The sequence below is a fragment of the uncultured Parasphingorhabdus sp. genome, assembly GCF_963975555.1.
Taxonomy (GTDB): Bacteria; Pseudomonadota; Alphaproteobacteria; order Sphingomonadales; family Sphingomonadaceae; genus Parasphingorhabdus.
Window position 1 is genome coordinate 67,092 of sequence record NZ_CAXBHH010000005.1, and the last position, 24,257, is coordinate 91,348.

Annotated in this window: 23 protein-coding genes; 14 read left to right on the forward strand and 9 right to left on the reverse strand. The window is 56.4% G+C overall.

Annotated elements, in window-relative coordinates; translation table 11 throughout:
- The first annotated feature begins 45 nt into the window (after nucleotides 1-45).
- The 8 genes from cysS to AAC060_RS11885 all read left to right on the forward strand — a co-directional run bounded on the left by cysS (nucleotide 46) and on the right by AAC060_RS11885 (nucleotide 15,734).
- Entirely contained in the window at nucleotides 46-1,497 is a 1,452-nt protein-coding gene (gene cysS, locus AAC060_RS11850) for a cysteine--tRNA ligase (RefSeq protein WP_339826671.1), read from the forward strand.
- A gap of 110 nt (nucleotides 1,498-1,607) precedes the next feature.
- Nucleotides 1,608-2,558 (forward strand): D-2-hydroxyacid dehydrogenase, encoded by a 951-nt coding sequence (locus AAC060_RS11855; RefSeq protein ID WP_339826457.1) that lies wholly within the window; start codon nucleotides 1,608-1,610, stop codon nucleotides 2,556-2,558.
- A gap of 146 nt (nucleotides 2,559-2,704) precedes the next feature.
- The gene (locus AAC060_RS11860) at nucleotides 2,705-4,351 is read left to right on the forward strand and encodes an acetolactate synthase large subunit (protein ID WP_339826459.1); all 1,647 of its coding nucleotides are present in this window, start codon (nucleotides 2,705-2,707) and stop codon (nucleotides 4,349-4,351) included.
- An 11-nt stretch (nucleotides 4,352-4,362) separates the two neighbouring features.
- Complete coding sequence (locus AAC060_RS11865; protein ID WP_339826461.1) at nucleotides 4,363-5,802, forward strand: aldehyde dehydrogenase family protein; 1,440 nt, start codon at nucleotides 4,363-4,365, stop codon at nucleotides 5,800-5,802.
- Nucleotides 5,803-6,116: 314 nt separating this feature from the next.
- A complete protein-coding gene (locus tag AAC060_RS11870; RefSeq protein ID WP_339826673.1) occupies nucleotides 6,117-7,421 on the forward strand; it encodes a multiheme c-type cytochrome in 1,305 nt (434 codons plus the stop codon).
- Between the two features lie 11 nt (nucleotides 7,422-7,432).
- Nucleotides 7,433-9,427 carry a heme-binding protein gene (locus AAC060_RS11875; protein ID WP_339826463.1) on the forward strand — a complete coding sequence of 665 codons (1,995 nt, stop codon included), beginning with the start codon at nucleotides 7,433-7,435 and terminating at the stop codon, nucleotides 9,425-9,427.
- Between the two features lie 5 nt (nucleotides 9,428-9,432).
- The gene (locus AAC060_RS11880; RefSeq protein WP_339826465.1) at nucleotides 9,433-11,538 is read left to right on the forward strand and encodes a hypothetical protein; all 2,106 of its coding nucleotides are present in this window, start codon (nucleotides 9,433-9,435) and stop codon (nucleotides 11,536-11,538) included.
- Between the two features lie 17 nt (nucleotides 11,539-11,555).
- Nucleotides 11,556-15,734, forward strand: coding sequence for a hypothetical protein (locus AAC060_RS11885; RefSeq protein ID WP_339826467.1), 4,179 nt, complete (start codon nucleotides 11,556-11,558; stop codon nucleotides 15,732-15,734).
- Between the two features lie 127 nt (nucleotides 15,735-15,861).
- Here AAC060_RS11885 and AAC060_RS11890 read toward each other — a convergent pair whose 3' ends face one another.
- Nucleotides 15,862-16,266 (reverse strand): glycine zipper 2TM domain-containing protein, encoded by a 405-nt coding sequence (locus AAC060_RS11890; RefSeq protein WP_339826469.1) that lies wholly within the window; start codon nucleotides 16,264-16,266, stop codon nucleotides 15,862-15,864.
- 232 nt (nucleotides 16,267-16,498) lie between these two features.
- On the opposite strand from AAC060_RS11890, the gene AAC060_RS11895 reads away from it, so the two are divergent.
- Nucleotides 16,499-17,275 (forward strand): SDR family NAD(P)-dependent oxidoreductase, encoded by a 777-nt coding sequence (locus tag AAC060_RS11895; protein WP_339826471.1) that lies wholly within the window; start codon nucleotides 16,499-16,501, stop codon nucleotides 17,273-17,275.
- 39 nt (nucleotides 17,276-17,314) lie between these two features.
- Here the strand turns inward: AAC060_RS11895 and AAC060_RS11900 are convergent, their stop codons facing one another.
- Nucleotides 17,315-17,533 carry a hypothetical protein gene (locus AAC060_RS11900; RefSeq protein ID WP_339826473.1) on the reverse strand — a complete coding sequence of 73 codons (219 nt, stop codon included), beginning with the start codon at nucleotides 17,531-17,533 and terminating at the stop codon, nucleotides 17,315-17,317.
- A 240-nt stretch (nucleotides 17,534-17,773) separates the two neighbouring features.
- Between AAC060_RS11900 and AAC060_RS11905 the strand changes: the two genes are divergently transcribed.
- Together AAC060_RS11905 and AAC060_RS11910 are read left to right on the forward strand one after the other, a co-directional pair.
- Entirely contained in the window at nucleotides 17,774-17,896 is a 123-nt protein-coding gene (locus tag AAC060_RS11905; RefSeq protein ID WP_339826475.1) for a hypothetical protein, read from the forward strand.
- Nucleotides 17,897-17,920: 24 nt separating this feature from the next.
- Entirely contained in the window at nucleotides 17,921-18,043 is a 123-nt protein-coding gene (locus tag AAC060_RS11910) for a hypothetical protein (RefSeq protein ID WP_339826477.1), read from the forward strand.
- A gap of 15 nt (nucleotides 18,044-18,058) precedes the next feature.
- Here the strand turns inward: AAC060_RS11910 and AAC060_RS11915 are convergent, their stop codons facing one another.
- Nucleotides 18,059-18,628: a hypothetical protein gene (locus AAC060_RS11915; protein ID WP_339826479.1), complete on the reverse strand. Its 570-nt coding sequence runs from the start codon at nucleotides 18,626-18,628 to the stop codon at nucleotides 18,059-18,061.
- 166 nt (nucleotides 18,629-18,794) lie between these two features.
- On the opposite strand from AAC060_RS11915, the gene AAC060_RS11920 reads away from it, so the two are divergent.
- Complete coding sequence (locus AAC060_RS11920) at nucleotides 18,795-19,265, forward strand: thermonuclease family protein (protein WP_339826481.1); 471 nt, start codon at nucleotides 18,795-18,797, stop codon at nucleotides 19,263-19,265.
- Here AAC060_RS11920 and AAC060_RS11925 read toward each other — a convergent pair.
- Nucleotides 19,262-19,618 (reverse strand): hypothetical protein, encoded by a 357-nt coding sequence (locus AAC060_RS11925; protein ID WP_339826483.1) that lies wholly within the window; start codon nucleotides 19,616-19,618, stop codon nucleotides 19,262-19,264. The two genes, AAC060_RS11920 and AAC060_RS11925, sit on opposite strands and share 4 nt — an antisense overlap.
- 225 nt (nucleotides 19,619-19,843) lie before the next feature.
- On the opposite strand from AAC060_RS11925, the gene AAC060_RS11930 reads away from it, so the two are divergent.
- Complete coding sequence (locus tag AAC060_RS11930) at nucleotides 19,844-20,212, forward strand: hypothetical protein (protein ID WP_339826485.1); 369 nt, start codon at nucleotides 19,844-19,846, stop codon at nucleotides 20,210-20,212.
- Nucleotides 20,213-20,405: 193 nt separating this feature from the next.
- On the opposite strand, the gene AAC060_RS11935 is transcribed toward AAC060_RS11930, so the two are convergent.
- From AAC060_RS11935 to AAC060_RS11950, 4 genes are all read right to left on the reverse strand, one after another.
- A complete protein-coding gene (locus tag AAC060_RS11935) occupies nucleotides 20,406-20,885 on the reverse strand; it encodes a DUF1294 domain-containing protein (RefSeq protein ID WP_339826487.1) in 480 nt (159 codons plus the stop codon).
- 170 nt (nucleotides 20,886-21,055) lie between these two features.
- A complete protein-coding gene (locus AAC060_RS11940; RefSeq protein WP_339826489.1) occupies nucleotides 21,056-21,568 on the reverse strand; it encodes a hypothetical protein in 513 nt (170 codons plus the stop codon).
- A 115-nt stretch (nucleotides 21,569-21,683) separates the two neighbouring features.
- Nucleotides 21,684-22,043 carry a glycine zipper 2TM domain-containing protein gene (locus AAC060_RS11945; protein ID WP_339826491.1) on the reverse strand — a complete coding sequence of 120 codons (360 nt, stop codon included), beginning with the start codon at nucleotides 22,041-22,043 and terminating at the stop codon, nucleotides 21,684-21,686.
- Between the two features lie 116 nt (nucleotides 22,044-22,159).
- Nucleotides 22,160-22,537 (reverse strand): DoxX family protein, encoded by a 378-nt coding sequence (locus AAC060_RS11950; RefSeq protein ID WP_339826493.1) that lies wholly within the window; start codon nucleotides 22,535-22,537, stop codon nucleotides 22,160-22,162.
- Nucleotides 22,538-22,657: 120 nt separating this feature from the next.
- Here AAC060_RS11950 and AAC060_RS11955 point away from each other — a divergent pair, with 120 nt between their 5' ends.
- Entirely contained in the window at nucleotides 22,658-22,996 is a 339-nt protein-coding gene (locus tag AAC060_RS11955) for a hypothetical protein (protein WP_339826495.1), read from the forward strand.
- A gap of 308 nt (nucleotides 22,997-23,304) precedes the next feature.
- Here AAC060_RS11955 and AAC060_RS11960 read toward each other — a convergent pair whose 3' ends face one another.
- The gene (locus tag AAC060_RS11960; protein ID WP_339826497.1) at nucleotides 23,305-24,189 is read right to left on the reverse strand and encodes an HNH endonuclease; all 885 of its coding nucleotides are present in this window, start codon (nucleotides 24,187-24,189) and stop codon (nucleotides 23,305-23,307) included.
- Nucleotides 24,190-24,257: the final 68 nt, after the last annotated feature.

The following is a 24,257-nucleotide window of genomic DNA, read 5'->3' on the forward strand; positions in this document are numbered from 1 at the left end:
TTGATCGGTTGACCTTTTGCGCGGAAAGCCATTAGGCGATGGATGATGAATGACACTGCTTCGCGCCCGCTAAAGCTGTTCAACAGCCTGACTCGCCAGATGGAAGAGTTCGTGCCCGTCCACCCCGGTGAAGCACGCGTCTATACCTGCGGCCCGACGGTTTATAATTACCCCCATATCGGCAATATGCGCGCCTATATTTTTGCCGACATTCTCGGGCGCACTCTGAGCTGGAAGGGCTATACGCTCACCCATGTCATCAACATCACCGATGTCGGACATCTGACCGACGATGCGGACGATGGCGAAGACAAGCTAGAGAAGATGGCCGCGGAAAAAGCCCAGTCGATCTGGGATATCGCGAAACATTATACCGAAGCCTATTGGCAGGATATCAAGGCGCTCAATATCCGGCAACCGGCGCACTGGTCGATTGCCACAGACTATGTTCCGGCAATGATCGAATATGCCAAAGGCATAGCCGACAAACATTGCTACGAGCTCGAGAGCGGTCTCTATTTCGATGTATCTACCGTTGCAGATTACGGCAGCCTCGCCCGCGCATCGACCGACGATGGCGAAGGCCGGATTGAAACAGTCGAAGGCAAGCGCAATGCTGCAGACTTCGCGATCTGGCGCAAGACACCAGAGGGCGAGAAACGGCAAATGGAATGGGACAGTCCCTGGGGCAAAGGCGCACCGGGCTGGCATCTGGAATGTTCGGTCATGTCGGAGGCCTTGCTGGGGCTTCCGTTTGACATTCACACTGGCGGCATCGACCACCGCGAAATTCACCATCCAAACGAGATCGCCCAGAACCAGGCGCATAGCTGCTCTGATCATAGCGGCGCAAAAATCTGGATGCACAATAATTTCCTGATCGACCGGACCGGAAAAATGTCCAAATCTTCAGGCGATTTTTTGCGGGTCCAGTTGCTGATCGACAAGGGCATCCACCCCCTCGCCTATCGCCTGATGTGCTTGCAGGCCCATTATCGCAGCGAGTTGGAGTTTACCTGGGACAATCTGGTCGCAGCGCTGACGCGGTTGAAGCGGATTGTGATGGGCGTGGAGCGGCTGCGGGAGAAAGCCGATGGACAGACAGCAACGATAGATCATCCCGCGCTCGTGCAATTGCGGGACAAGTTCGACGCTGCGTTGAGCGAGGATTTGAACAGTTCGAAAGGCCTGCCGCTGCTCGAAGAATTGCTTGGCCTCAAAAAATTGCCAGCTGATCAAAGGCTCCCGCTGCTGTCTGAAATGGACTCGGTTTTGGGTCTGGAACTTGATAGTCTGAAACGCGATCAATTGCGCGTTCGACCTGCAGACGTAAAAATCGATGAAAGCAGTATCGAAGCAAAACTCGACCAGCGCCAAGCAGCCAAAGCGGAAAAGGATTTCGCGACCGCCGACGCCATCCGCGATGAACTCACCACCCAAGGCGTGGAGTTGATGGACGGCGACCCCCTGCGCTGGGACTGGAAGATAGAGATATAATTTTTGGCTTTCTGTGATCCACGCCAAGACGGGGAGCAGGATGCGCAACGCTTGAATAGAAATACAGATTCCCGTCAAAACGGGAACGGCAATTTTAGGAGTATGACGCTATGACCACCAAACCGAAAGCCGCAATGGCTTCCCTCGTCCGTCCACTGGTTGAACCGCATTGCGATGACCTCGATGTCACATGGTTCACCAGCACCGAGGAAGCGATGGAAATCGCGCCGCATGCCGAGATCGGCTGGTTCGACATGTATGACAAGGAGAAGATGGCGGAGATCATCTCCGCCGCCACCAACCTCAAATGGCTCAACAGCATTTACGCCGGCGTCGAACATTTCCCGCTCGCACAGCTCAAGGCGCAGGGCACCAAGCTGACCAATGGCGCCGGCCTCAACAGCGCGCCAATCGCTGAATTTGCCGTCATGATGATGCTCGCCGCCGCCAAGCGCAGCGATATCCTTCTCGACAACCAGCGTCAGCACAACTGGCTCGAAACGCCGCCGGGCACTGCCGAGATTGACGACAGCAAGGCGCTGATCATCGGCTATGGCGGCATCGGCCAGCAAATCGCCAAAAAACTTTCCGGCTTTGACGTAGACGTGACCGCTGTCCGGCGCACCGCGACCGGCGAAGCCAATGTCATCGGGCTCGATGACTGGCGCGACCGGCTCGGCGAATTTGACTGGGTCTTCGTATCGGCCCCCGCCACCAGCGACACGAAACATATGTTCGGCGCGGAAGAATTTGCCGCGATGAAAAACTCCGCTTGGCTCATCAATGTCGCGCGCGGATCGCTGGTCGATCAGGATGCCTTGCTTGCCGCGCTCAATGACAAGACCATCGGCGGCGCTGCGCTCGACGTCACCGACCCCGAACCGCTACCAGCCGACCACCCGCTGTGGGACGCTCCCAATTGCCTGATCACCATGCATATGTCGGGGCAAGCGCAAACCCGCATGTTCCAGCGTGCCGCCGCCCGCTTCGTCGAAAATCTGAAACGCTACCGGAATGGCGAGCAGATGATCGCCGTCGCCGACTTCGATCGCGGATATTGAGGGGGGTGACTTAGAGCCTATTTTGACTTATCAACCAAGAACATAGGGGTAAGGTGAGTCTCCTTCTCGAGGGGATAGAGAGTCATCCGGGGTCGCTGCCAATTACTCGCACAAGTACTGGTCATCACGATCAGGGAAGGACCCACATGACCAAAGCATCCGATCTTTTTGTAGAATGTCTGGAAAACGAAGGCGTTGAATATCTGTTCGGCGTTCCCGGCGAAGAAAATCTCGACATGCTCGACAGCCTGTCGCGCTCGAAGAAAATCAAACTCATTCTCACCCGTCACGAACAGGGCGCCGGCTTCATGGCCGCGACCTACGGACGGCATACCGGCAAGACCGGCGTCTGCATGGCGACACTCGGCCCCGGCGCGACCAATCTGGTGACGGCAGCAGCCTATGCGCAATTGGGCGGCATGCCGATCCTGATGGTCACCGGCCAGAAACCGATCAAGAAATCCAAACAGGGCCGCTTCCAGATTCTCGACGTCGTCGACATGATGGGACCGATTACCAAATTCACGCATCAGCTGGCTTCTGCGGACAATATCCCGAGCCGCGTGCGCGAAGCGATTCGTCTGGCCGAAGAAGAAAAGCCCGGCGCCACCCATATCGAATTTCCGGAAGATATTGCCGACGAGGAAACGGACTCGACCCCGATCGCGCCGAGCCTGGCCCGGCGTCCCGTTGCCGAAGCGAAAGCCGTGCGCGCAGCGACCAAGAAAATCGAAAATGCCAAATCTCCGATCCTTGTCGTCGGCGGCGGTGCCAACCGGACAACCACCGGACGCATGCTGACGCAATTTATCGAGAAGACCGGCATCCCCTTTGTCACCACCCAGCTCGGCAAGGGCGTGGTCGACGAGACCCACAAGGAATTCATGGGTTGCGCAGCGCTATCGGCCAATGACTTCGTACATCGCGCCATTGGAGCTGCCGATCTTATCATCAACGTCGGTCATGATGTGATCGAAAAGCCGCCCTTCTTCATGGCGACCGGCAGCACCGAAGTCATCCACGTGTCGATGAACAGCGCTGAAGTCGATCCGGTCTATTTCCCGCAGATCGAAGTGATCGGCGATATCGGCAACGCGATCTGGCAGATGAAGGAAGATATCGTTCCTTCCGGCAGCTGGAATTTCGACGCGATGTACAGGGCGCGCCGGGCCGAGGAAGAGCATACGGATTCGATGGACGACGATGTTCGTTGCCCGATCTACCCGCCCCATCTCGTCAAGGTCGTCCGCGAAGCAATGCCGGCTGACGGGATCATTTGTCTCGACAATGGCGTCTATAAAATCTGGTTCGCCCGCAACTACAAGGCGCGCCAGGCGAATACGGTATTGCTCGACAATGCGCTGGCGACCATGGGCGCCGGCCTGCCCTCTGCCATGGCTTCGGCGATGGTCTATCCTGATCGCAAGGTCATGGCGATCTGTGGCGACGGCGGGTTCATGATGAACAGCCAGGAAATGGAAACCGCGGTCCGGCTGAAACTCAACATCACCGTGCTGGTGCTGAATGACAACAGCTACGGCATGATCCGCTGGAAACAGGCCAACATGGGCTTCAAGGACTGGGGCCTGACTTATGGCAACCCCGACTTTGTCAAATATGCAGAAGCTTATGGTGCCAATGGCTACCGGATCACCAGCGCCCAGGATCTGCAGGAAACGATCGACAAATGCCTCAACAGCGAAGGCGTGCATCTGATCGAGGTTCCGGTCGACTATTCCGACAATGATCGTATCTTGAATCACGAGATCAAGGAACTCAGCGCGAAGGTTTGAACGAGACACGTATGACACAGTTAAAAGACGTCTATCCGCTTTATCTGAACAATGAAGCGGTGCAGCCCAATACCGACCTGGAAGTCACCGATAAATATACCAATGAAGTCGCCTTCCGGACTGCCCTCGCCACCCCCGATGTCATTGAAAAGGCAATCGCGGGAGCCGTGGAGGCAACGGCGCCGATGGCGGCCATGGCCAGCTACGAGCGGCAAAATGTGCTGCAACATTGTGTCGACCGGTTCAAGGAGCGCTTTGACGAACTGTCATACGCCCTCTGTGTCGAGGCGGGAAAGCCGATCAAGGATGCGGAAGGCGAAGTCGGACGTTTGATCGACACGTTCCGGATTGCCGCCGAAGAAGCGGTGCGCAATTATGGCGAGGTCCAGCCGCTGGACATTTCCGCGCGCGCAAAAGGCTATATGGGCATGTGGAAACGCGTTCCCATCGGCCCGTGCAGCTTCATTTCCCCGTTCAATTTCCCGCTCAATCTGGCAGCACATAAAATCGCGCCGGCCATTGCTGTGGGCTGTCCGTTCGTGATGAAACCGGCAAGCAAGACACCGCTAGGCGCGATCATCATGGGCGAGATACTGGCAGAGACCGATCTGCCAAAAGGCGCCTTCTCGATTCTGCCCGCAAGTCGGGACGGCGCCGATTTGTTCACGGTCGACGAGCGTCTGAAGCTGCTATCCTTTACAGGTTCGCCGGGCGTTGGCTGGGATTTGAAAGCCAAGGCAGGCAAGAAGAAAATCGTACTCGAACTGGGCGGCAACGCGGCGGTGATCGTCGATCATGACGCCGATCTCGACGATGCGCTGGAGCGTGTCGTTTTCGGAGCATTTTATCAGTCCGGCCAAAGCTGCATCGGTGTGCAGCGGATCATCATCCACGAGAGCATCTACGACAGGTTCAAGGACATGCTGGTCGCCAAGACCAAAAGCCTGATCGCTGGCGATCCAAAGGAACGCGAGACTTTCATCGGTCCGATGATCTCCGAAGGCGAAGCCAGTCGCCTGCACGGCTGGATCGAAAGCGCTGTAGCGGGAGGCGCGACGCTTCTGTGCGGCGGCAGTCGCAAGGGCAATATGCTCGAAGCAACGCTGCTGGAAAATGTCGACACCAACGCGGATGCCTATCGCGAAGAAGCCTTTGGCCCGCTCGCCCTGCTCTCGAAATTCAGCGATTTCGGTGCCGCGCTGAACGAAGTCAACGACAGCAAATTCGGTCTGCAGGCGGGCATCTTCACCCGCGATCTGTTCAAGTCGCTCGACGCTTGGGATCATCTGGATGTCGGCGGCGTGGTGATCAATGATGTGCCATCCTACCGCGTCGACAATATGCCTTATGGCGGCGTCAAGGACAGCGGTCTTGGCCGTGAAGGTATCCGCTTCGCCATGGAAGATATGACCGAAATCCGTAATCTGGTGATCCGGCGCAAACCGGGCTAGGCGATCAGTCGATGACCGTTGCCTATAGGCAACATTGTGTTTCCGCTACTCCACAGTTCGAGCAACAAAGCCCTAAAAAATAAAAGAAATCGGGCGATTTTCGTTTGCATTGAGCATGGGTTGGAGGATAGGTAACGTGATCGTTATAGTGAACGGCAAGGGTCGCGTCGTGCTGGATCAGGGGATCGGTTGCAAAACCGAAATGGGCAACGATGCAAATGGGGAATATAAAATCTTGGATTCCTAGCTGGTCGTTACTGGCCGCTAGCCTGTTCTGTGCAGCAATGGTCGGCACGGCATTATTGATCTCGACCATGGCAAGCCCCACTCCCGTCGAAGCCGCCACCGATGTCGCCAGCGGTACCTATCTGGGCGTGGCTTCCTGCGGCGCAACGACCTGTCACGGACGACAGGAAGCGGACGGCAAGATTGTCAGGCAGGACGAAATCATGCGCTGGCAGGAAGAGTCGACACCCGGCGGAGCCCATAGCCGCGCTTTTCGTGTCCTCCGCGAACCGCGCAGCATCGCAATAGCCAAACGTCTCGGCATCAAGGACGCCGCTTCCGCATCAGAATGCCTCGGCTGTCACACCACGACCGCTGCAAGCAAGGGACCAAGGTTCCAGCAGAACGACGGCGTCGGTTGCGAATCCTGCCACGGAGCATCCTCCGGCTGGCTCTCCAGCCATTATGCGGTCGGCGCGAGCCATGCCGGCAATGTTGCCAAGGGTTTGGTACCACTGGACAATCCCAAAGCCCGCGCCAGCGTCTGCCTCGACTGTCATTTCGGCAGCGCCAAAAAAGGCCAGTTTGTCGATCATAAGATCATGGCCGCCGGCCATCCTCGCATTTCCTTTGAAATGGATCTGTTCTCCACCCTGCAACAGCATCATGACGAGGATGTCGATTATGTCCGCCGCAAGGGCCGGACCAACAGCGTCCAGTTTTGGGCCGTGGGTCAGGCAATGGCGCTCGAACGCTCGCTGAACCTGTTCACCAAGCCATCTCTGGGCACAGAGGGTATTTTCCCCGAATTTTATTTCTACGACTGCCACAGCTGCCACCGCCGGATTTATGACGATGCATCAGCTCGTCCGACATCGATCGACAATCCCGGACGCCCCATTCCCGAAGGCATGCCGCCTTATAATGACGAGAATATGATCATGCTTAGCGCAGCGATCAAAATAGCGGCGCCAGACATTGCGGCTGATTTCGACAGCCGGTCCAAAGCCTTTCATGCGGCGATGGCGCAAGGCCGGGAACCCGCCGTGCAGGAAGCGGCGAAATTGCGGCAATATGCAAACCAGCTAGCGGATCGTTTCTCCCGCGCCAGCTTTGGCCGGGACCAGACCTTCCAGATCATGGAAACTATTGCCGGTCAGGCAATATCGCCACGCTTCACCGATTATGAAGGCAGCGTTCAGGCCGTCATGGCCGTCGACACTTTGCTCAACGGACTGGTCAATAGTGGTCAGGTCAGCGAATCTGCCGCATCCAGTCTGCGCGGACAGATCAATGTCGCTTATGCTGCCGTTGCCGAGCCCAATGATTATGAACCATTGAAATATCGCAGAGCACTCGGCAGCGCCGTCCGCACGATCCGGTCGCTCAGATAGGGGATTTGATAATGCGCAAACCTTATCTGACCTCCGCCATTTCTGCTTTCGCGCTGGTGCTGACCGCCTGCGGCGGCGGCGGTGACAGCAACGATTTTGGAGGAACACCTGCACCCTCGCCAACTCCGACACCAACACCAGTCGCGGTTGACGGCAATGGCGGCGCTTATACGCCACCGGCGCAAGAATCGCTTAGCGTCACCGACGTACAGACCATTATCGCGCAGGCCGTCGGTGAAGCGACTGCCCGCAACCTGCCTTCGGTTATCGCGGTGACGGACAGGGTCGGCAATGTGCTGGCGGTGTTTGAAATGAACGGCGCAAGGCCGACCGCAACCACCAGCGCGCGCACCGCACTGGGAGCGATCAACAATCCGCTGGTCGATGTTCAGGGCGTTGTTGTGCCCGCCGCAGCAGGCGCTATCGCAAAAGCCGTGACCGGCGCCTATCTGTCGAGTGCCGGCAATGCCTTTTCCAGCCGTACCGCCAGTCAGATCGTTCAGGAACATTTTCCGGCCGCTCCGACCACGGCAGGATTGGAAAGCGGCCCGCTATTCGGCGTGCAATTCAGCCAGTTGCCATGTTCCGATTTCAACCAGAGATTCGGCAATATCGGAAGCGCCGCACTGATCGGGCCCAAGCGTTCTCCGCTGGGCCTGTCTGCCGATCCCGGCGGATTACCGCTCTATAAAAACGGGGTCGTCGTCGGTGCCATCGGCGTGATGGGCGATGGCGACTATGGTTTCGATTCCAACACTCTCGATATCGATGACGATGATGAGGAAGCTATTGCTCTGGCAGGCATTCAAGGTTTCGCCCCGCCCGCCGCAGTAGCCGCCAATCGAATCTATGTTGATGGTACGCAGCTTCGGTTCAGTGACGCGGTGGTGAGTGATCTATCGCCGCTTCAGAATAATTTTGCCGCGATAAACGGCACTGCCGGCAATTTGATCGCCGTCACAGGCTATGCCACCAACACTATAATCGCTGGCACAGCTTATGGCACAGAAGCGTCCGGCATCCGCGCATCGACGGTAGCCGAGTTCAAGAACCGCGATGCTTTCGTGATGACCGACGGTGCCGGAACCAATCGTTTTGCAATCCGCGCAGCGACGGACGCTGCGGACGTCACCACCCCGCTGACAGCCGCCGAAACACGGGCGATATTGGAAGAAGCCTTTATCGTCATGTCGCGCGCGCGGGCCCAGATTAGGCAACCACTCGACAGCCGCGCACAAGTATCCATTTCGGTGGTCGATACCCATGGCGAGATATTGGGCATTGTCCGTTCGCCCGATGCACCGATTTTCGGGACTGATGTTTCGCTGCAAAAAGCACGGACAGCATCCTTCTTTTCCAACAGCACTGCGGCATCGGACCTGCTCGGCAATCCTGACGGCGATGTTGCCGCCTTTGTGGGACGGGTCAGAACCTTTTTAAACGATCCCAATGCCCTCACCGGTACGGTCGCTTTTGCCGATCGCTCGGGCGGCAATCTCTCCCGCCCCTATTTTCCGGATGGCGAACTGGGTCGACCCAACGGGCCTCTTTCGCGCCCTATCGAGGATTTTAATCCGTTCGCGACCGGACTGCAGGCATCATTGATCTTCCCCAATCTCGGGCAGCATCTCGCCTTTGTTACCGGAGCCTCCGTTACCGACACACCCATGCGCTGCACCAATACGCCGGATGTGGTGGCAGGACAGAACCGGTTGGAAAACGGGATCCAGATTTTCCCCGGCAGCGTGCCGATCTATCGCGGCAATCAGTTGATCGGCGGTCTCGGCGTGTCGGGTGACGGTATCGATCAGGATGATATGATCAGTTTCCTCGGACTGCACAATGCCGGCCAACGTCTTACAACCATCGGCAACGCGCCCAAGGCGATGCGGGCCGACAATATCGTCGTCGATCTTGGCAATGCCAGTGTCCGCTTGCGCTATGTAAACTGTCCCTTTGCGCCATTCCTCGATACCGACGCGCAAAATGTCTGTGAGGGACTGTAGGGCCAATGTCGGGACTTTCTGCCTCCTTTGTGCCGATCCTGGCGGTAATGTCCGGTCAGGCCGAGCAAATGGAGACCCGGCGCGCCTCGGTCGAGGACATGGAAGCGTCCTTAACGGCGCTGCTGGCCGGGGAAAGATTTGCATGGATAAGTAATAAATCTGCCGATTTTGGTCAACAAACCGGCATGGGCGGACCGGATCCGGACGAAGAAGAGGCTGAAACGGACGGGCAAGATAGCACCGACCAGCCAGACCCAAAAGATGCTTCCAAATCTTCCAATTTAGAGCAATCCGAAACCCCCGATCAGCTGGAAATGGACTTTGATGGACCGGCAGCCGATGACGCCCTGATCGATGGCCGCCGCCGCCCTGGCGTTCAGAAAACACTGCCGGACCGGGTGACCCAGAATAACCCCGGTGCGGTCAATGCCCCGCCGCCGGAAGCCTTTCCAACCGACGAGTTTCCGGTCCCCGATCGCTGGCGGATCATGCAAAGCCTCTGCCCCGCCAAAGGCGGCGATGAATCGATCTATACTTTGTTCGGCGCCCTGCGGAACAACTGCCACAGCACGCTAAACCCCTATAACCAGAATGTTCTCAAGGGTGACAAACCGATCCCGGCTGATAAAAAACCGGGTTTTCTCAAGGGCGATGACTGGTTCTTCGTCGCCAACGCAATTTCCGATACGGTCATCGAACCCCGCAGTTTCCCTATCCCCGTCGGCGTCCAGACCACCGAACGACCAAACAGCATCGACGTATTCGGACGGTCCGGTTCGGAAGTCTATGCCCAGACGTTCATCACCGGCTTTGCCCTGATCAAGGGCTCGACAGCCTATAAGCCACCTGACGTGGAATATCGCCTGACGCTAGCAACACAGGTCAATCATGTGAACGTGCCGGAACGCCGGGTATTGTTCGTCGAGCCATCCAAATCCTCGCACCGCACCGACTGGTTTGTCGGCGTGCAGGAGGCGTTTTTCGATTACCATATCCGCAACACTTCTGCGCGCTATGACTTCGACAGTTTCCGCATCGGCATCCAGCCGATGCAGGCCGATTTCCGCGGATTTCTGTTTCAGGATAACCAGCTCGGTTTCCGCCTGTTCGGTACCCGCGACAACAACCGGATCCAGTATAATCTCGGGGCCTTTGTCCAGCTGGAAAAAGACACCAATTCCGGTCTCAATGATATCACCCAGACCCCGCGCGAAAGCTATATTTTCTTCGCCAATCTCTATCGGCAGGATCTGCCTTTTGTCGGTCTGACCAGCCAGTTCAGCTTGACCTATAATATGAACCGCGAGAAATCCGATATCGAGATCGACGATAACGGTTTTCCGGTTCGCCCTGCCCTGCTCGGCGACCTCAGGGGCCGTGCCTATGATGTCGTCTATCCGGGCTATGCCTTTGACGGACGGATCGGGCGGATCAATCTGACAGGCCAGGTTTACGGCGCCTTCGGTGAAGACCGGAACAGCTTCTTCACCAGCGAGCCGGCGAAAATCGAAGCCTATTTTGGCGCTTTGGAAGCCAGCTATGACGTTGATTTCTTACGCTTTCGCGCCTCCGGCCTGTTCGCCAGCGGAGACGGCAATCCCTATAATAATACCGAAGCCGGCTTTGACGCGATCTTCGAAAATCCGATTTTTGCCGGAGCCGACACCAGCTACTGGATCCGTCAGACTATTCCTTTCGCCGGCGGTGGCCGGGTGATCTCGATCAACGGTCGCAATGGCATCCTCAACTCGCTTCGTTCCTCCAAGGAACAGGGCCAGAGCAATTTCAACAATCCCGGCACAATATTGGCCGGCGTCGGCGTCGATGCCGATCTGACGCCCACTTTCCGTCTTTCCGGCAACGCCAATCATCTCTGGTTTCACAAAACCGAACCGTTGCAAACACTCCGCAATGAAGGCTCAATCCCGAACGATATCGGCTGGGACCTCTCTGTGGCAGCGATCTATCGCCCTAAAGCCACGCAAAATATGGTATTCCGACTTTCAGGCGCGGCATTGTTGCCGGGCAAAGGATTTAAAGATTTGTTCGATCAGACTGACAAGCGTGACTTTCACTATTCTATTTTGCTTAACGCGATAGTGGCCTTCTGATGCGCTGGCGGAACATCATGACCGGTCATAGCAAATTGATCCTCGCCGGATTGGGAGCGTTGGCCCTGACCATCACTCCGGCGTCATTATTGCTCGCTGCTGGCACGGAGAAGCCGCAAAAAGTCGATTATAGATTCACCCCCCCTGCTCCGCAGAATCAGAACTGGGACGAAGCACAAGCCAAAAGCAGCGGTTGCCAGTCCTGTCATACCGACAGCGACCAGAAGACCATGCACGAGACGCCAGCAGTGGTTCTCGGTTGCGTTGATTGTCATGGCGGTGATGCTTCTGTTGTTGGCCACAACAAATGGGGCAAGAACAGCCTCGCGTATATGGATGCCCTGACCAAAGCCCATGTGCTGCCCAAATATCCAGAGAGCTGGCACTGGCCTTCTTCCGCCAATCCCAAGCGCAGCTATGGGCTGCTGAACAAGGAATCTCCGGAATTTGTACGCTTTGTCAATCCGTCGGACTATCGGGTTGCGCGCGAATCCTGTGGCGCCTGCCATATGGAAATCATCGAGGCTTCTGAACGGTCGCTTATGGCAACCGGTGCTATGCTATGGGGGGGAGCCGCTTATAATAATGGCATCGTTCCGTTCAAAAATTACGTGTTCGGCGAAGCCTATACCCGTGACGGCGAACCAGCGACGATCAAATCTCCTGGCAACCCGCACGGCACAGTGACCGACGCGGAAAAGAAACGCGGTGCCCTTCCAATTCTTTACCCCTTGCCGACTTGGCATACGGTGCCACCCGGTGATATTTTCCGTGTGTTCGAGCGTGGTGGCCGCAATATCAACACCCAGTTCCCCGAAATCGGACTGCCCAATATCGGCGGCATCATACAGCGGCTGGAAGAGCCCGGTCGCCCCGATCTCAAGCAATCAAACCGCGGACCGGGAACCGGCCTGCGTGTCGCCATTCCGGTGCTGAATATCCACAAAACCCGGCTCAATGATCCGTTCATGTGGTTCATGGGAACCAATGACCAGCCGGGCGACTATCGCCAGTCTGGCTGCGCCGGCTGCCACGTCGTCTACGCCAATGATCGCGAACCGCGGCACAGCTCGATCTGGGCCAAATATGGCCGCGATGGTCAGACCGACACCGTCGATCCAACCATTCGCAACCTGAAGGAAGGCGAACATCGTTTCGGCAGCTTTGGTACTTATGATGCATCACACGGTGCAACGGGAGCCCATGGCGAAAAGGCTAAGCCAGCCACAGAGGCCCATGGTGAAGAAACGGGCCATGGTAACGATCATGCAGTCGAGATCGATCCAGCGAAACGGGAAAAAGGCCATCCGGTACAACATGCCTTCACCCGCGCCATTCCGACCGCCCAATGCATGAATTGTCACATGCACCAGCCGAATATCTTCCTGAACAGTTATCTCGGCTATACGATGTGGGACTATGAATCCGACGCGCCTTATATGTGGCCGGGTCCGGACAACAAGACGCCCAAGCCGGAAGGCATGAGCGAGGAGGAATATCAAAAGAAATATAAGCAGCAGAAATATCCGACTGCAGAAGAAGTACGGACCGTGCTCGACAGAAATCCGGAAGGTGCCGCTCCAAAAGGCTTGTGGGCCGATATTGATTTCCTGCGCAATGTTTATGACGTCAACAGCGACGCCAAGGATACACAATTTGCCGACTATCACGGCCATGGCTGGAATTTCCGGGCAGTGCTGAAACGCGACCGTGATGGCAATTTGCTCGACGCCGAGGGCAATCAGGCCAGCTATGGCACCGATACCGATAATATCGTTGCCAATGACGATCCGGAAAAATTCCGCAAGGAAGGCGAAGGCAAGTTTGTCGAACCAGGCACCAATCCGGGCAAGTCGGTCCATATGATGAGCATCCATGCCGAAGTCGGCATGCAATGCGCCGATTGCCATTTCTCGCAGGACAGTCATGGCAACGGCCTGATCTACGGCGAAGTCGCCAATGCCGTCGAAATCAGCTGCAAGGACTGCCACGGCACCGCCGACGCCTATCCCACTCTCATGACCAGCAATCTGGCAGCGCGGCCGAAGGGCAAGAACCTCGGTCTGCTGCGCAACGCCAACGGAGAGCGCCGCTTCGAATGGTTCGAGGACCCCAATGGCAAGCGCGTGCTGGTCCAGCGTTCGATTGTCGATCCCAAACTCAGCTGGCGGGTCAGTCTCGTCAAAAACAGCGTTGACCGTTCACATCCTGACTTCAATCTCAAGGCGGCACGAGCCAAGCTCATGTCGAAAAGCGGAGCAGAAACAGGCAAATTTGCATTCGGAAGCGGCGTTAAGAAGAGTGATCGGGCGCATACAGACGAAAATATGGTATGCTTCACCTGTCACCTCAGCTGGACGACAAGCTGCGGCGGCTGCCACTTGCCGATCGAAGCCAACTGGCAGGCCGACAACCACAAATATGAAGGTGGTACAACGCGGAACTACGCGACCTACAACCCGCAAGTCGCCCGCGACCAGATGTTCCAGCTCGGCCGCCACCAGACCAGCAAAGGCAATATCATTTCTCCTGTTCGCTCCACTTCCGCGTTGATCCTGTCCTCGACCAACATCAACCGCGAACGGATCTACGTCCAACAGCCACCGATTTCCGGCATCGGTTTCTCGTCGCAAGCTTTTGCGCCGCATTTCCCGCACACGGTGCGCAAGACCGAAACCAAACAATGCTCGGATTGTCACGTCAGCGAAGCCAATGACAATAACGCGATTATGGCCCAGACGCTGTTACAGGGTACGAATTTCGTCAACTTCATCGGCCTCCACGCCTGGGTCGGCCTTGAAAAAGGCTTTGAAGCGGTCAGAGTTACCGAATGGGATGAACCGCAAGCGGTCATCGGCTCTTACCTTCAAAAATACGCCTATCCCGATTATTGGCGGATGCATGTTGAAGACCATGACCGGGAGCTGATCGACTGGGTGCGCGGCGAACGGCTCGACAAAGATCTTTCCGGCGAAACCAAAGCGCTCGAAGAATTCAAAAATGTCGTTCAAGGAACCAGCGACGCGGTTCGCTGTCTGCAACTGCGCGGCGAATATATGTTCGTCGCCGAAGGCAAAGGCGGTTTCCGCGCTTATGATGTTGCTTCCATCGGCAACAAGGGCTTTTCGGAGCGGATCATCAAAGCCCCCTTCTCATCACTTGGCCAGGATACGCATGTCGATACCAAGAACGCGACCTGTATGGCGCTGGCGACCAACCAGCCGATTGCGCCAACGCGCAACACCAAGGAACTACGGGAGGTCAACGAAGAACAGGCCTTCCATCCGATTTACAATTATGCGGTGATCACAGACAGCGAAGAAGGTCTGATATTGGTCAATATCAACACTTTGGCCGATGGCGAGTTCCGCAATAATTTCTTCAAGCGCAGCCTGACCTGGAACAAAGATGGCATATTGGACGGCGCACGTCACATCACGCTGGCGGGTCATTATGCCTATATTACCACCGACCGCGGATTGACTGTGATTGATCTCGACAAGCCGCTAGAGCCCCGTCACGTCATCACCATTCCGTTGACCGACGCCCGGGCATCGGCACTGCAATTCCGCTATCTCTGGGTGACCGATGTCGACGGCGTGAAGTTGTTTAACGTTACCGACATGGAAAATCCGGTTGCGGTGCCATCAGGAACAATTCCGTTGCGCAACGCCCGTAGACTCTATCTGGCGCGCACCTATGCCTATATCGCGGCCAAGGATGAAGGTCTGGTGATTGCTAATATAACCCGGCCTGAAGCTCCGGTGGTCTACCTAAAGGAAACATTTGGCGGCACGATGAACGACGCCGAAGATGTCATCGTCGGATCAACCAATGCAACACTGTTTGCTTACGTGGCCGACGGACGCAATGGCCTGAAGGTCATCCAGTTGACCACACCGGACAGTCAGAAGAATTTCTATGGTTTCTCACCAGCACCGAAGCCGGAACTGATTGCCTTTGCCCGCACACCCAAACCGGCGTTGGCCCTGTCTAAAGGCCTCGATCGTGACCGGGCAGTGGATGAGACCGGTGGGCAGATGGCTGTCTTTGGTCGGCTAGGTTCGCGACCATTCACCCGCAGCGAGATGCAGCGCTTCTACCTAAACAGCAAGGGCAAGCCCTATTTTGTCAAAGACGAGCCGGATATTGCAGACTGGATTGGTCCCGTCCCAGCTATGCTTGCCAAGCCTTAAAAATGAACGGGGGCCGGACTGTCCAAAGACGCCGACCCCCTGTCCCCCAATACGCAACTCGAGGGAATGGAATCCCCCTGCGCGCACGTACGCAGGGGTTTAACTTTATTGCTTAAATATAATCAGATCAGCAATTTCCATCGATCGCGCGCCCAGCCAGTGCACCGACGGCTCCGCCAATGATGGTACCTTCTGTTTTGCTACCGCGACCGGCGACTTCGTTGCCGAGCAAACCACCGGCTATCGCACCGATAATGGTACCGCCGGTTCCCCGATCGCACCCCCTATAACGGCTGTTGTTCGAATAGCGGTTATCGCGGTAGCGGCGCTGGTCACGATAGTCGCGACGATCCCGATAGCGATCACCGCGATAGATATCGCCTCGACGATATTCGCGACGGCCGTTGTTCCGCACTTGCTCGTATGACGCGCCATCATAATAACCGCCGCGCGCTTCCGCTGGAGAAGCAAATGCCATTGTTGCAATGGCCGCTGTTGAAATTGCTAGACTTCCCAAAAACTTGTTGATCATTTTCTTCACTCCCAAAGGGTTCTTCCAGAACCCGAATCAATTGCTGCCCTGCATTTGCCGGTTTAGTAGCGCAGCCTTGACCAGATACTGAATGGCAGTTTTATCTCAGGTTCATATTCAAGACGGTTTTTCTGAATAGAACGATTGAAATCAGAGGGACTAACGTTTTAGGCCATTGCCGGTTTTCATCCCCTCCGATAGCAAATGACCGAAATAGCGAAGAGGAAGAGCGATGAAACTGAAGGGCAAGACAGCTGCGATTACGGGTGGCACGGCGGGTATAGGGCGCGGGATTGCCGAAGCGTTTCTGGCGGAGGGGGCGAATGTCGCCCTGATGGCACGTAATCCGGACAAGGGTGCGAAAGTCATTGCCGAACTGGATGCTGGAGACCGGGCGATATTCATTGCTGGCGACGTGATGGAGCAGGACCAGGTCGAGTCTTTTATCGACCAGACCGCCTCCCATTTCGGTTCGATCGATATCCTCGTCAACAATGCCGGGGGTGCCGGTGATCTGGCACCGTTAGTTGATCTGACCGACGAAGCTTTTGACCAGGCAATGAAGTGGAACATCTATTCCACCTTCTGGGCGACCCGCCGAGCACTTAAGCCAATGATCGCGCAAAAATGGGGTCGCATCATCAATATCAGCTCGACGGAAGGCAAGATGGGCAAGCCGACATTCGCACCTTATACGATCGCCAAACATGGCATCAACGGCATGACCAAGGCAGTGGCGCAGGAAGTCGGCACGTCGGGCATAACCGTCAATGCTATCTGCCCCGGTCTGATCCTTACCGATCTGATCATGGAAGGCGGTCCTGCCACAGCCGAAGGGCTCGGTATGACCTTTGACGAGATGATCGACATGTTCTCTCAGGAGAGCGCACTCAAACGGCCCGGCAAGGTCGAGGAGGTTGCTGCGATGGCGGTGCTGCTGGCATCGGATGCCGGCGGAGGCATCACCGGCGGGACGCTGAGCGTCGATGGCGGGACCTCACAATATTGAGATGGCTTGACTGAACCCTCGCGATATCGTTCGCGGGGGTCAGTGCAGCAGCTCATCCCGCTTTTTGGCAACGCCCTTCATAGCTGCCCAAGGGTCGCCCGATTTATTCTCGGCTTGGGTCACGGCCGCGTCCGGCGCTGCTCCTACTTCGGCGGGCGGATCAGCGGCGACACAATAGGCCGTGACCAATACCATGGCTGACCACCACAGCGCGTTGCCGCGACTGGCGAAGACTCGAGAGAGGCGCGGTCCGAACATGGCAATGCAGATAGCATCTCAGCGTTAACATATTACCACGTGCTCATCGGGAACCTCGAGACCAATAGTTGGTATGATTTGCCATTATTCAGTTGTGGTTCATATTCTCGACATTGGCGAAATCCACTAAACTACTACTATATAACGATTTTCCTGAACTGGCACGGCCTGTGCAATGTTGTTGGCATCTTCGCAGAACAATTTGTGAAGCAGCCAATTGAACCAAAAAGGAACTTCAAAATGACCAACACAAACATCCAGAGCCAGATCGCCGCCGCTTTTGCTGCAATTCTTACCGCCGCTGTATTTGTCAGCGCCAGCGTTGGCCCGGCCGTCAACAATGCCGCAGCAATGATTGCCTAGATCCCTATCAAAGGAACCCAGACCATGTTTTCCCCCAACCTCCAGAACCGCCTCGCATCCGTCATCGCAGCTTTTGTTTCGGCTGCCGTTTTCCTTGCCGCGTCGATTGGCCCAGCGGTGAACAACAGCGCGTCCCTGGTGATCTGATCACCGGAGACGCCGCTATTGGCAGGCGCGCAAGAATGTGATCAGCGCGTCGCCCGACCCCTTCAGATGAAGGGAGAATTTATTGCCGTTCAGATTGACGAAAGCGCGATTGCCGCGTGCCAGCGCCGGAAACAGCGCATGATTATTGGGCAGATAGAATTGCGGCATCACCAGATCCTGCCCCTCGATCTGCGTCGGCAACATCCGCGCCAGCACACCGATTGATGCGCCGTCGTCAACCCGGACGGTAAATCCGAACTGGTCTTCCGCAACCATCTCGCGCGGCGTAGCGATGATCATATGCGCGATCCTCACACTGCCGCTGTCGAGTTTCTCACAACGCATTGTCCATAGCCGGTTGTCGGTTTCCGGCACCATGAACGTCAGCATTGGCAATTTGCCGTCGCTTTCATTGTGCCAGACCATTCCGAAAGCCTGGCCGGCATCCGGATAATCTTCGCGCGACGGGATGGCCGGCTTGGCCATTTCATCTGCAACGCCAGCGGACTGGCTAGCATTGCCAGGGGATGCCACCAAAGCGAGAATGGCAAGGGCGGCGGCGGACAAGGTGTATCTTTTCAACATGATACACGCCCTAACAGCAAGATCGGCCGACGGGTAGATGGAGATAGACTCATATTGGTTCTATCCCCGGATCGCGGAGCAAGCGCCACGATGGCTCCCGATTCCACTCGTCAAAATAGCCGTTTGCTTCAATCTCCTTTAACCTTTCTCCCCTATTTTCAGACGGATGGACAACATCCGCTGGCCCACCTTCATCACGATCACCGCGGCCATGTGCGCCGCGCTGTTTCTCGCGATCTTCCTCAGCGGCGGTCCGGCCACCACCAGCGCAGCGGTCGGCATCGATCCCCATCGTGCCAGCTTCGGCATCTGCTTCGGCTCCGACCGCACCACCTGCGTCGTCGACGGCGACACCATCTGGTTCGAGGGCCGCAAGATCCGGATCGCCGACATCAACACACCGGAAATCTCCAGCCCCGGCTGCGCCTCCGAAAAACGGCTCGGCGAGCAAGCCAAGTTCAGGCTGCTGGCCCTGCTCAACGAGGGCAATTTCTCCCTGCAATCGATCGACCGCGATCAGGATAAATATGGTCGCGACCTGCGCATCATCACCCGCGGCGGGCAAAGCCTGGGAGAAACATTGGTCACCGAGGGTCTGGCCGAACGCTGGCAGGGTTATCGCCGCGACTGGTGCTAGCCGGAACGCCCCGCCCTGCGCGAAACCAGCCACGCAAGCGCAAACAACAGCATCAACAGCCCGTCGACCATTGCGCCGACAAATACGGGCCCCATCGCCACCCTGCCCTGTTGATAGAGAATGGCGACCGGCAGGAAGAAAGACAGCTTTTCCAATATCGCGATCGGAATCAGCGCGCGGTAGCGGGCCGGATCAAAGGCGATCAGGATGAAGATCAACTGGAACACCAAAGCCAGCCCGATGAAACCGTAATAATATTCCGGTCGGGGACCTGCTTCTGCAAATAATCCCGGGACAAGCGCGAGGAAGCCCCAGGCGGCGGCGGCGGCAAAAATAATTCGGACAAATTTCATGGCCACTCCGGCATGATCTTGACAAACTTTACAGTGTTAAAAGAAAAAATTCCCGCTCCCCCCGAAAACGCAATTTTCGGCGTTTTTACAGGTGGTTGAACCGGACGGGCGCGATAGTGTCTCATGAGCGCGTCTTTACCACAACGCGATGGTGTAGGACAGATGCCGGTCCGGAAAATCGCAAGAAGAGATGGCAAATGCGGCGGGCTATGATAATCGGTCGGCATGAAACAATATCGTGAATATATCGGATGGGGCGCCATCGTGATCGCGGCGCTCAATTTTCTCCCGCTCTCCTTCCTGCCCGCTCTGCCACCAATGCTGTCGGCATCGATGTTCCTGCTGCTGCCCGCCATCGGTCCGATATTGATGATGATCTCGCCGATGCTGCTCTTCGCCGCCGGCATCGGTCTGGTCAAAGGCTGGGACGGCGGCCGCAAGCTGTTCGTGATCTGGGCCGCGATCTCGGGTCTGGCGGCGTTCGCCGGCCTGCAATATGATCCGGTCGGACCTGCGGTTGATCTCGCGGTGATCGGGGCGTGTCTGGCGGTGGTGTTGTGGGGCGACTGGCGGCGGTTGTTGCCGCAGCGGTGAAACCACGGCTGCTGGCACCATCACTTTTCCTCTCCGATAGGGAGAGGCAACTAAGACTTGGTCCGCATGGACCTAGTCGCAGTCGGTAAGGGGTTTTTACCCTCTCGACCGTTTAAAACCCCTCACCGAGTTGCGCTAGTCAGGCAAGCTGACAAGCTTCACTTACCTCTCCCTATGGGAGAGGAAAAAAAGCTCAGCGCCCTCGATAGGGTTCGCAGGCGATACCGTCATTGTCGCGGTCCAGCGCTGGCCGATAGCCGGGATTGCCGCTATCAAGCGGCGCAGCGCCAGCGCTTCGGGCATCACTACAATTAGAATAATAGGCGAGTGATCGGGGTTGCTCGACGAAAGTCTGCACAATCTCTGCCTGCGCCGGCGTCGATAGACCGCCCGGTTCATAAAAATAGACGCCGCAAAAGGTCAGCGCGACCAGCTGGAAAAATCCGATTGATTGCAGGGCAGTATTGAAGGATTTTTTTCGTGTCTTGTGCCGGAACAAGGCCCGGCCCGCATAGGCCCCGCCAATACCGCCGATCAGCGCAAGACTTAGCAGACTGGTCTCGCTAACCCGCCAGCCGCCCTGTTCAGCCCGCATCTTGTCCCAACCGAACAAAACAAATGTCCACAAGTTGAGCGCCGCGAAGGCCAGCACCAAAGTAAGAATGAATGCCATCGTACAAATTTACAGGATCATGCTTAAAGACCGGTAAAAAACGGTTTAATGCCGATAATCAATCGTGAACCAACGCTCGCCGTCCTGAAATTGTTTCGCTTCGCTGTTCTTCGGCTAAGGCAGAGCGTGATCATCAAGGGGTCCTGAAATGAGTTCAGGATGACGAAGTCCTAGCCGCCGAAAGCCAGCAACAGCGATAATGTCCAGGTCATGCTGTCCTCACCATGGCCGGTGACATCATCCAGCTTCCAGCCGCTGCGCTCCCGGACCCAATAATATCGGATTATTGTCGGGCTGTCGAAATTCTTGAAAGAGGCAGTCACGATTTTGCGGTCAAACTGGTCGAGCGCCTCATCGCCATAATCGCGCATCGGCACCTCCATGGTCTCGATGCCCAGTTCCGTGATCAAAGCATCCTGACCATTTACCATCCAGTCGAAATCGAGTCGGTCGAACGGGTGGCCGCTGGCTTCGAGATAGTCGCGCTCCCGCAGGAACAGGCTCTCCAGACGCTGCGACATTGGCAGTGCGTCACGATCAACCGCTTCGGAATAGAGACCGCGCACAACTGTCTCCGGATCGTCCACAGAATGCTTCGCTGTCGGCGCATCTTTGACCGGCTGGGCTAGGACAGGCGACATCGCGAACAGCGTGACGGAAAAGGCAAAAACAAATCTGATCATGCGCAATCATCTCCCACTTGGCGGGGAAGGCTATGCCATGGCAGCAGTGGCGTCAATGGAGCGGAAGCGGATAACGACGAAGGGGGATGCATTACGCTTCCCCCCTCCCCCTAATCTACCGACACTTCATCCCGCCGCGATCGACCTCGCGGCCCAGCAGCGCGCCACCGGCAGCGCCCAATAAGGTACCAACCGTGCGATCACCATCGGTGTCGATTCCGCGACCGACCAGAGCGCCGACGGCGCCGCCGATGATCAGACCGGTGGTGCCATTGTCGCGTTTGCAATGATAGCGGCCGTCCTTGCCGCGCCAGATGCGTTCGTCGCGGCTCACGCGGCGAGGCTCGTAATAGCGACCGCGGTCGTCATAGCGATGCTTGTGCTTGCTCTTGGCATAGGCCGGCGTGCTGTCGAGGACAGCGGCGGCGGGCACGACCAGAGAAGCGGCGGCGATGGACATGAGGATATTGCGCATGATGTAACTCCCGTTGCGGTTTTTCTTATAACGTGACCGGGTTTTACAAGTCGCAAGATGAATGGTCTGTGACGCGGAGCATCCGCTTGGGCGGCCTATCGCGTCACAGCCACGTTTTATCCCCGCTTGCTGTCGACGCTCCAGATACCGGCACCGCGCGCGGCGATATACAGGAAGATGAAGCAATAGAGCACGACCAGTTCGCCGCCATTGGCAATCGGGAACAGGCCGGTCGAGCCATGCGCCATCCAGTAAGCCGCTGCGCTCATGCCGCTGGCGATGAAGGCAGCGGGGCGGGTGAACAGCCCCAGCGCAATCATCGCGCCGGCGACCAGTTCTATTGCGCCGGCGGCGTAGATCACCGGGCTCATCGGAAAATCAAAGGCAATCGGAAAGCCGAAATATTTGTGCACGCCATGTGCCATGAACAACAGCCCCGCGACGATCCGCAGCAACGCGTAGGTATGCCCGGTATATCCATCCAGAAATTTCATGATTTTTTCCTCCCCTATTGTGAGTGAAATTTATGCCAGGCTTGCCGTAGCGTCAATATGGGAAATGAAGGAACAAATCCCCCGCCTCTGTGTTGATAGAGCAACAGAAAGAGGAACAGCATGACCGAAGAACGCAACATCAACCAGTCCCAGCGCGACGACGCGCAAGCCCAGAAATTTGCCGAGAACGCGCAGCAAAACACCAAGGCCAAGCGCGAGGATGTCGCGGACAGCCGTCACGGCGGCCACAACGATCCCGCGCAGATCATCCCCGACGACACCCAGGACACGGTCGACCATATGAAACAGATGGTCGAAAGCGGTCGCATCGAAGGCGGCGCCTTTGCCGGCGAGCGCAACGATGACGACGAGGAAAGCGATCTCGGCATCCTAGACGCCGCGGAAGATGATGCGCCGCTGAGCGAAAAGGGTGGCGCGGATTTCGGGAATAGCGGTTGAGGTTGAACGGCAGCTAAGGCGCTCCTCTTTCCTCTCCCATGGGGCGAGGCAACGAAGACTGAGCCGAAGGGTTTGTCGCAGTCGGTGAGGGTTTTAACCCTTCAGAGGTTCCCAACCCCTCACCGAGTTCCACTAGCCAGCAAGCTGGCAAGCTCCACTTGCCTCTCCCTGTGGGAGAGGAGCCAAAGCCCAAAGTTTGTCGAAGTTGGGGCCAATGACGCGTTATTTTGCGTCATGCTGGATGGATTGTTACAAATGTAGGAAATTTTGTTTCGTGTGGGTTGATGGTGGGGGATAGCCGGACCCAGCTAGTGTTTGAAACAGCTATTCCGGTGCCATTCCAGAAAATGCGGATAGGGCCGCATTTTGGGATCGTCAGGAACGACGGCTTTTCTGCTCGGCAATAACAAGCGATCAATACTCCCGATATCATTCACATGTCGCGAGACCATGATCGAAAGGTCATCGCCCAGCGACAGCAAGCCGCGATCAAACATCCAGTGCATGGTACCGCATAACGCCAGCCCGTTATTAACGCTGTCGGGTCCTTTTGCGGATACCGACTTTATATGGGCTGCCTGCACCTCCGCTCGTCCCCCGCCATTGATAAATTGCAGGCCCGTGAAAGCGCAGCGTCGGTCATATGCTCCAATGATGGCTTTGCGAAAATTCGCGTCTCTCGCCGTTCTGGAGGTAAGAATTCTCTCACGCTCCTGTTCATGCTCGAACGAAAATGGCAGACGCTCTTCAGCCAAGGTCTCACCGTCGGTAAAATCCGTTCGCGGGAGATCGGATGGGTTTTCACCCAGGCCAAGATTGATAATACGCACAAAATCTTCAGGTAGCAGAGGTCGAACGGCGGCTTGCGCATTTCGCAGACCTGCCTCAACCAGTTCTCCGTCAATTCGATGGGGAACGTTCTGTCCGAAATCGAGATAGCTGCCCGGTTGAATCAGTGCGAGAAAATGATCGGGTGTTGTGGGATCGGGAACAATGTCTTCGACGAATGCAACTGCGTAGAAACCACGACCGCCAGCTTTCACCGGCTCGTAATAAATCGCCCAATCGCCCTTAAACAGAGACGCTCGGGACAAATAGCTCTTGGGAAATTGATATTGCTCGTCGAGTCGATCGGTGTAGTGCGTATCGCGACGATGAACAAAAACACCCGGCATCACAGGACGATACGCCATTCTACTTTGTGAGGCAATGCAGGTTGAGAGACTGGGTCTTGATTTGGAATTTAGTGAATTTGGTAAAC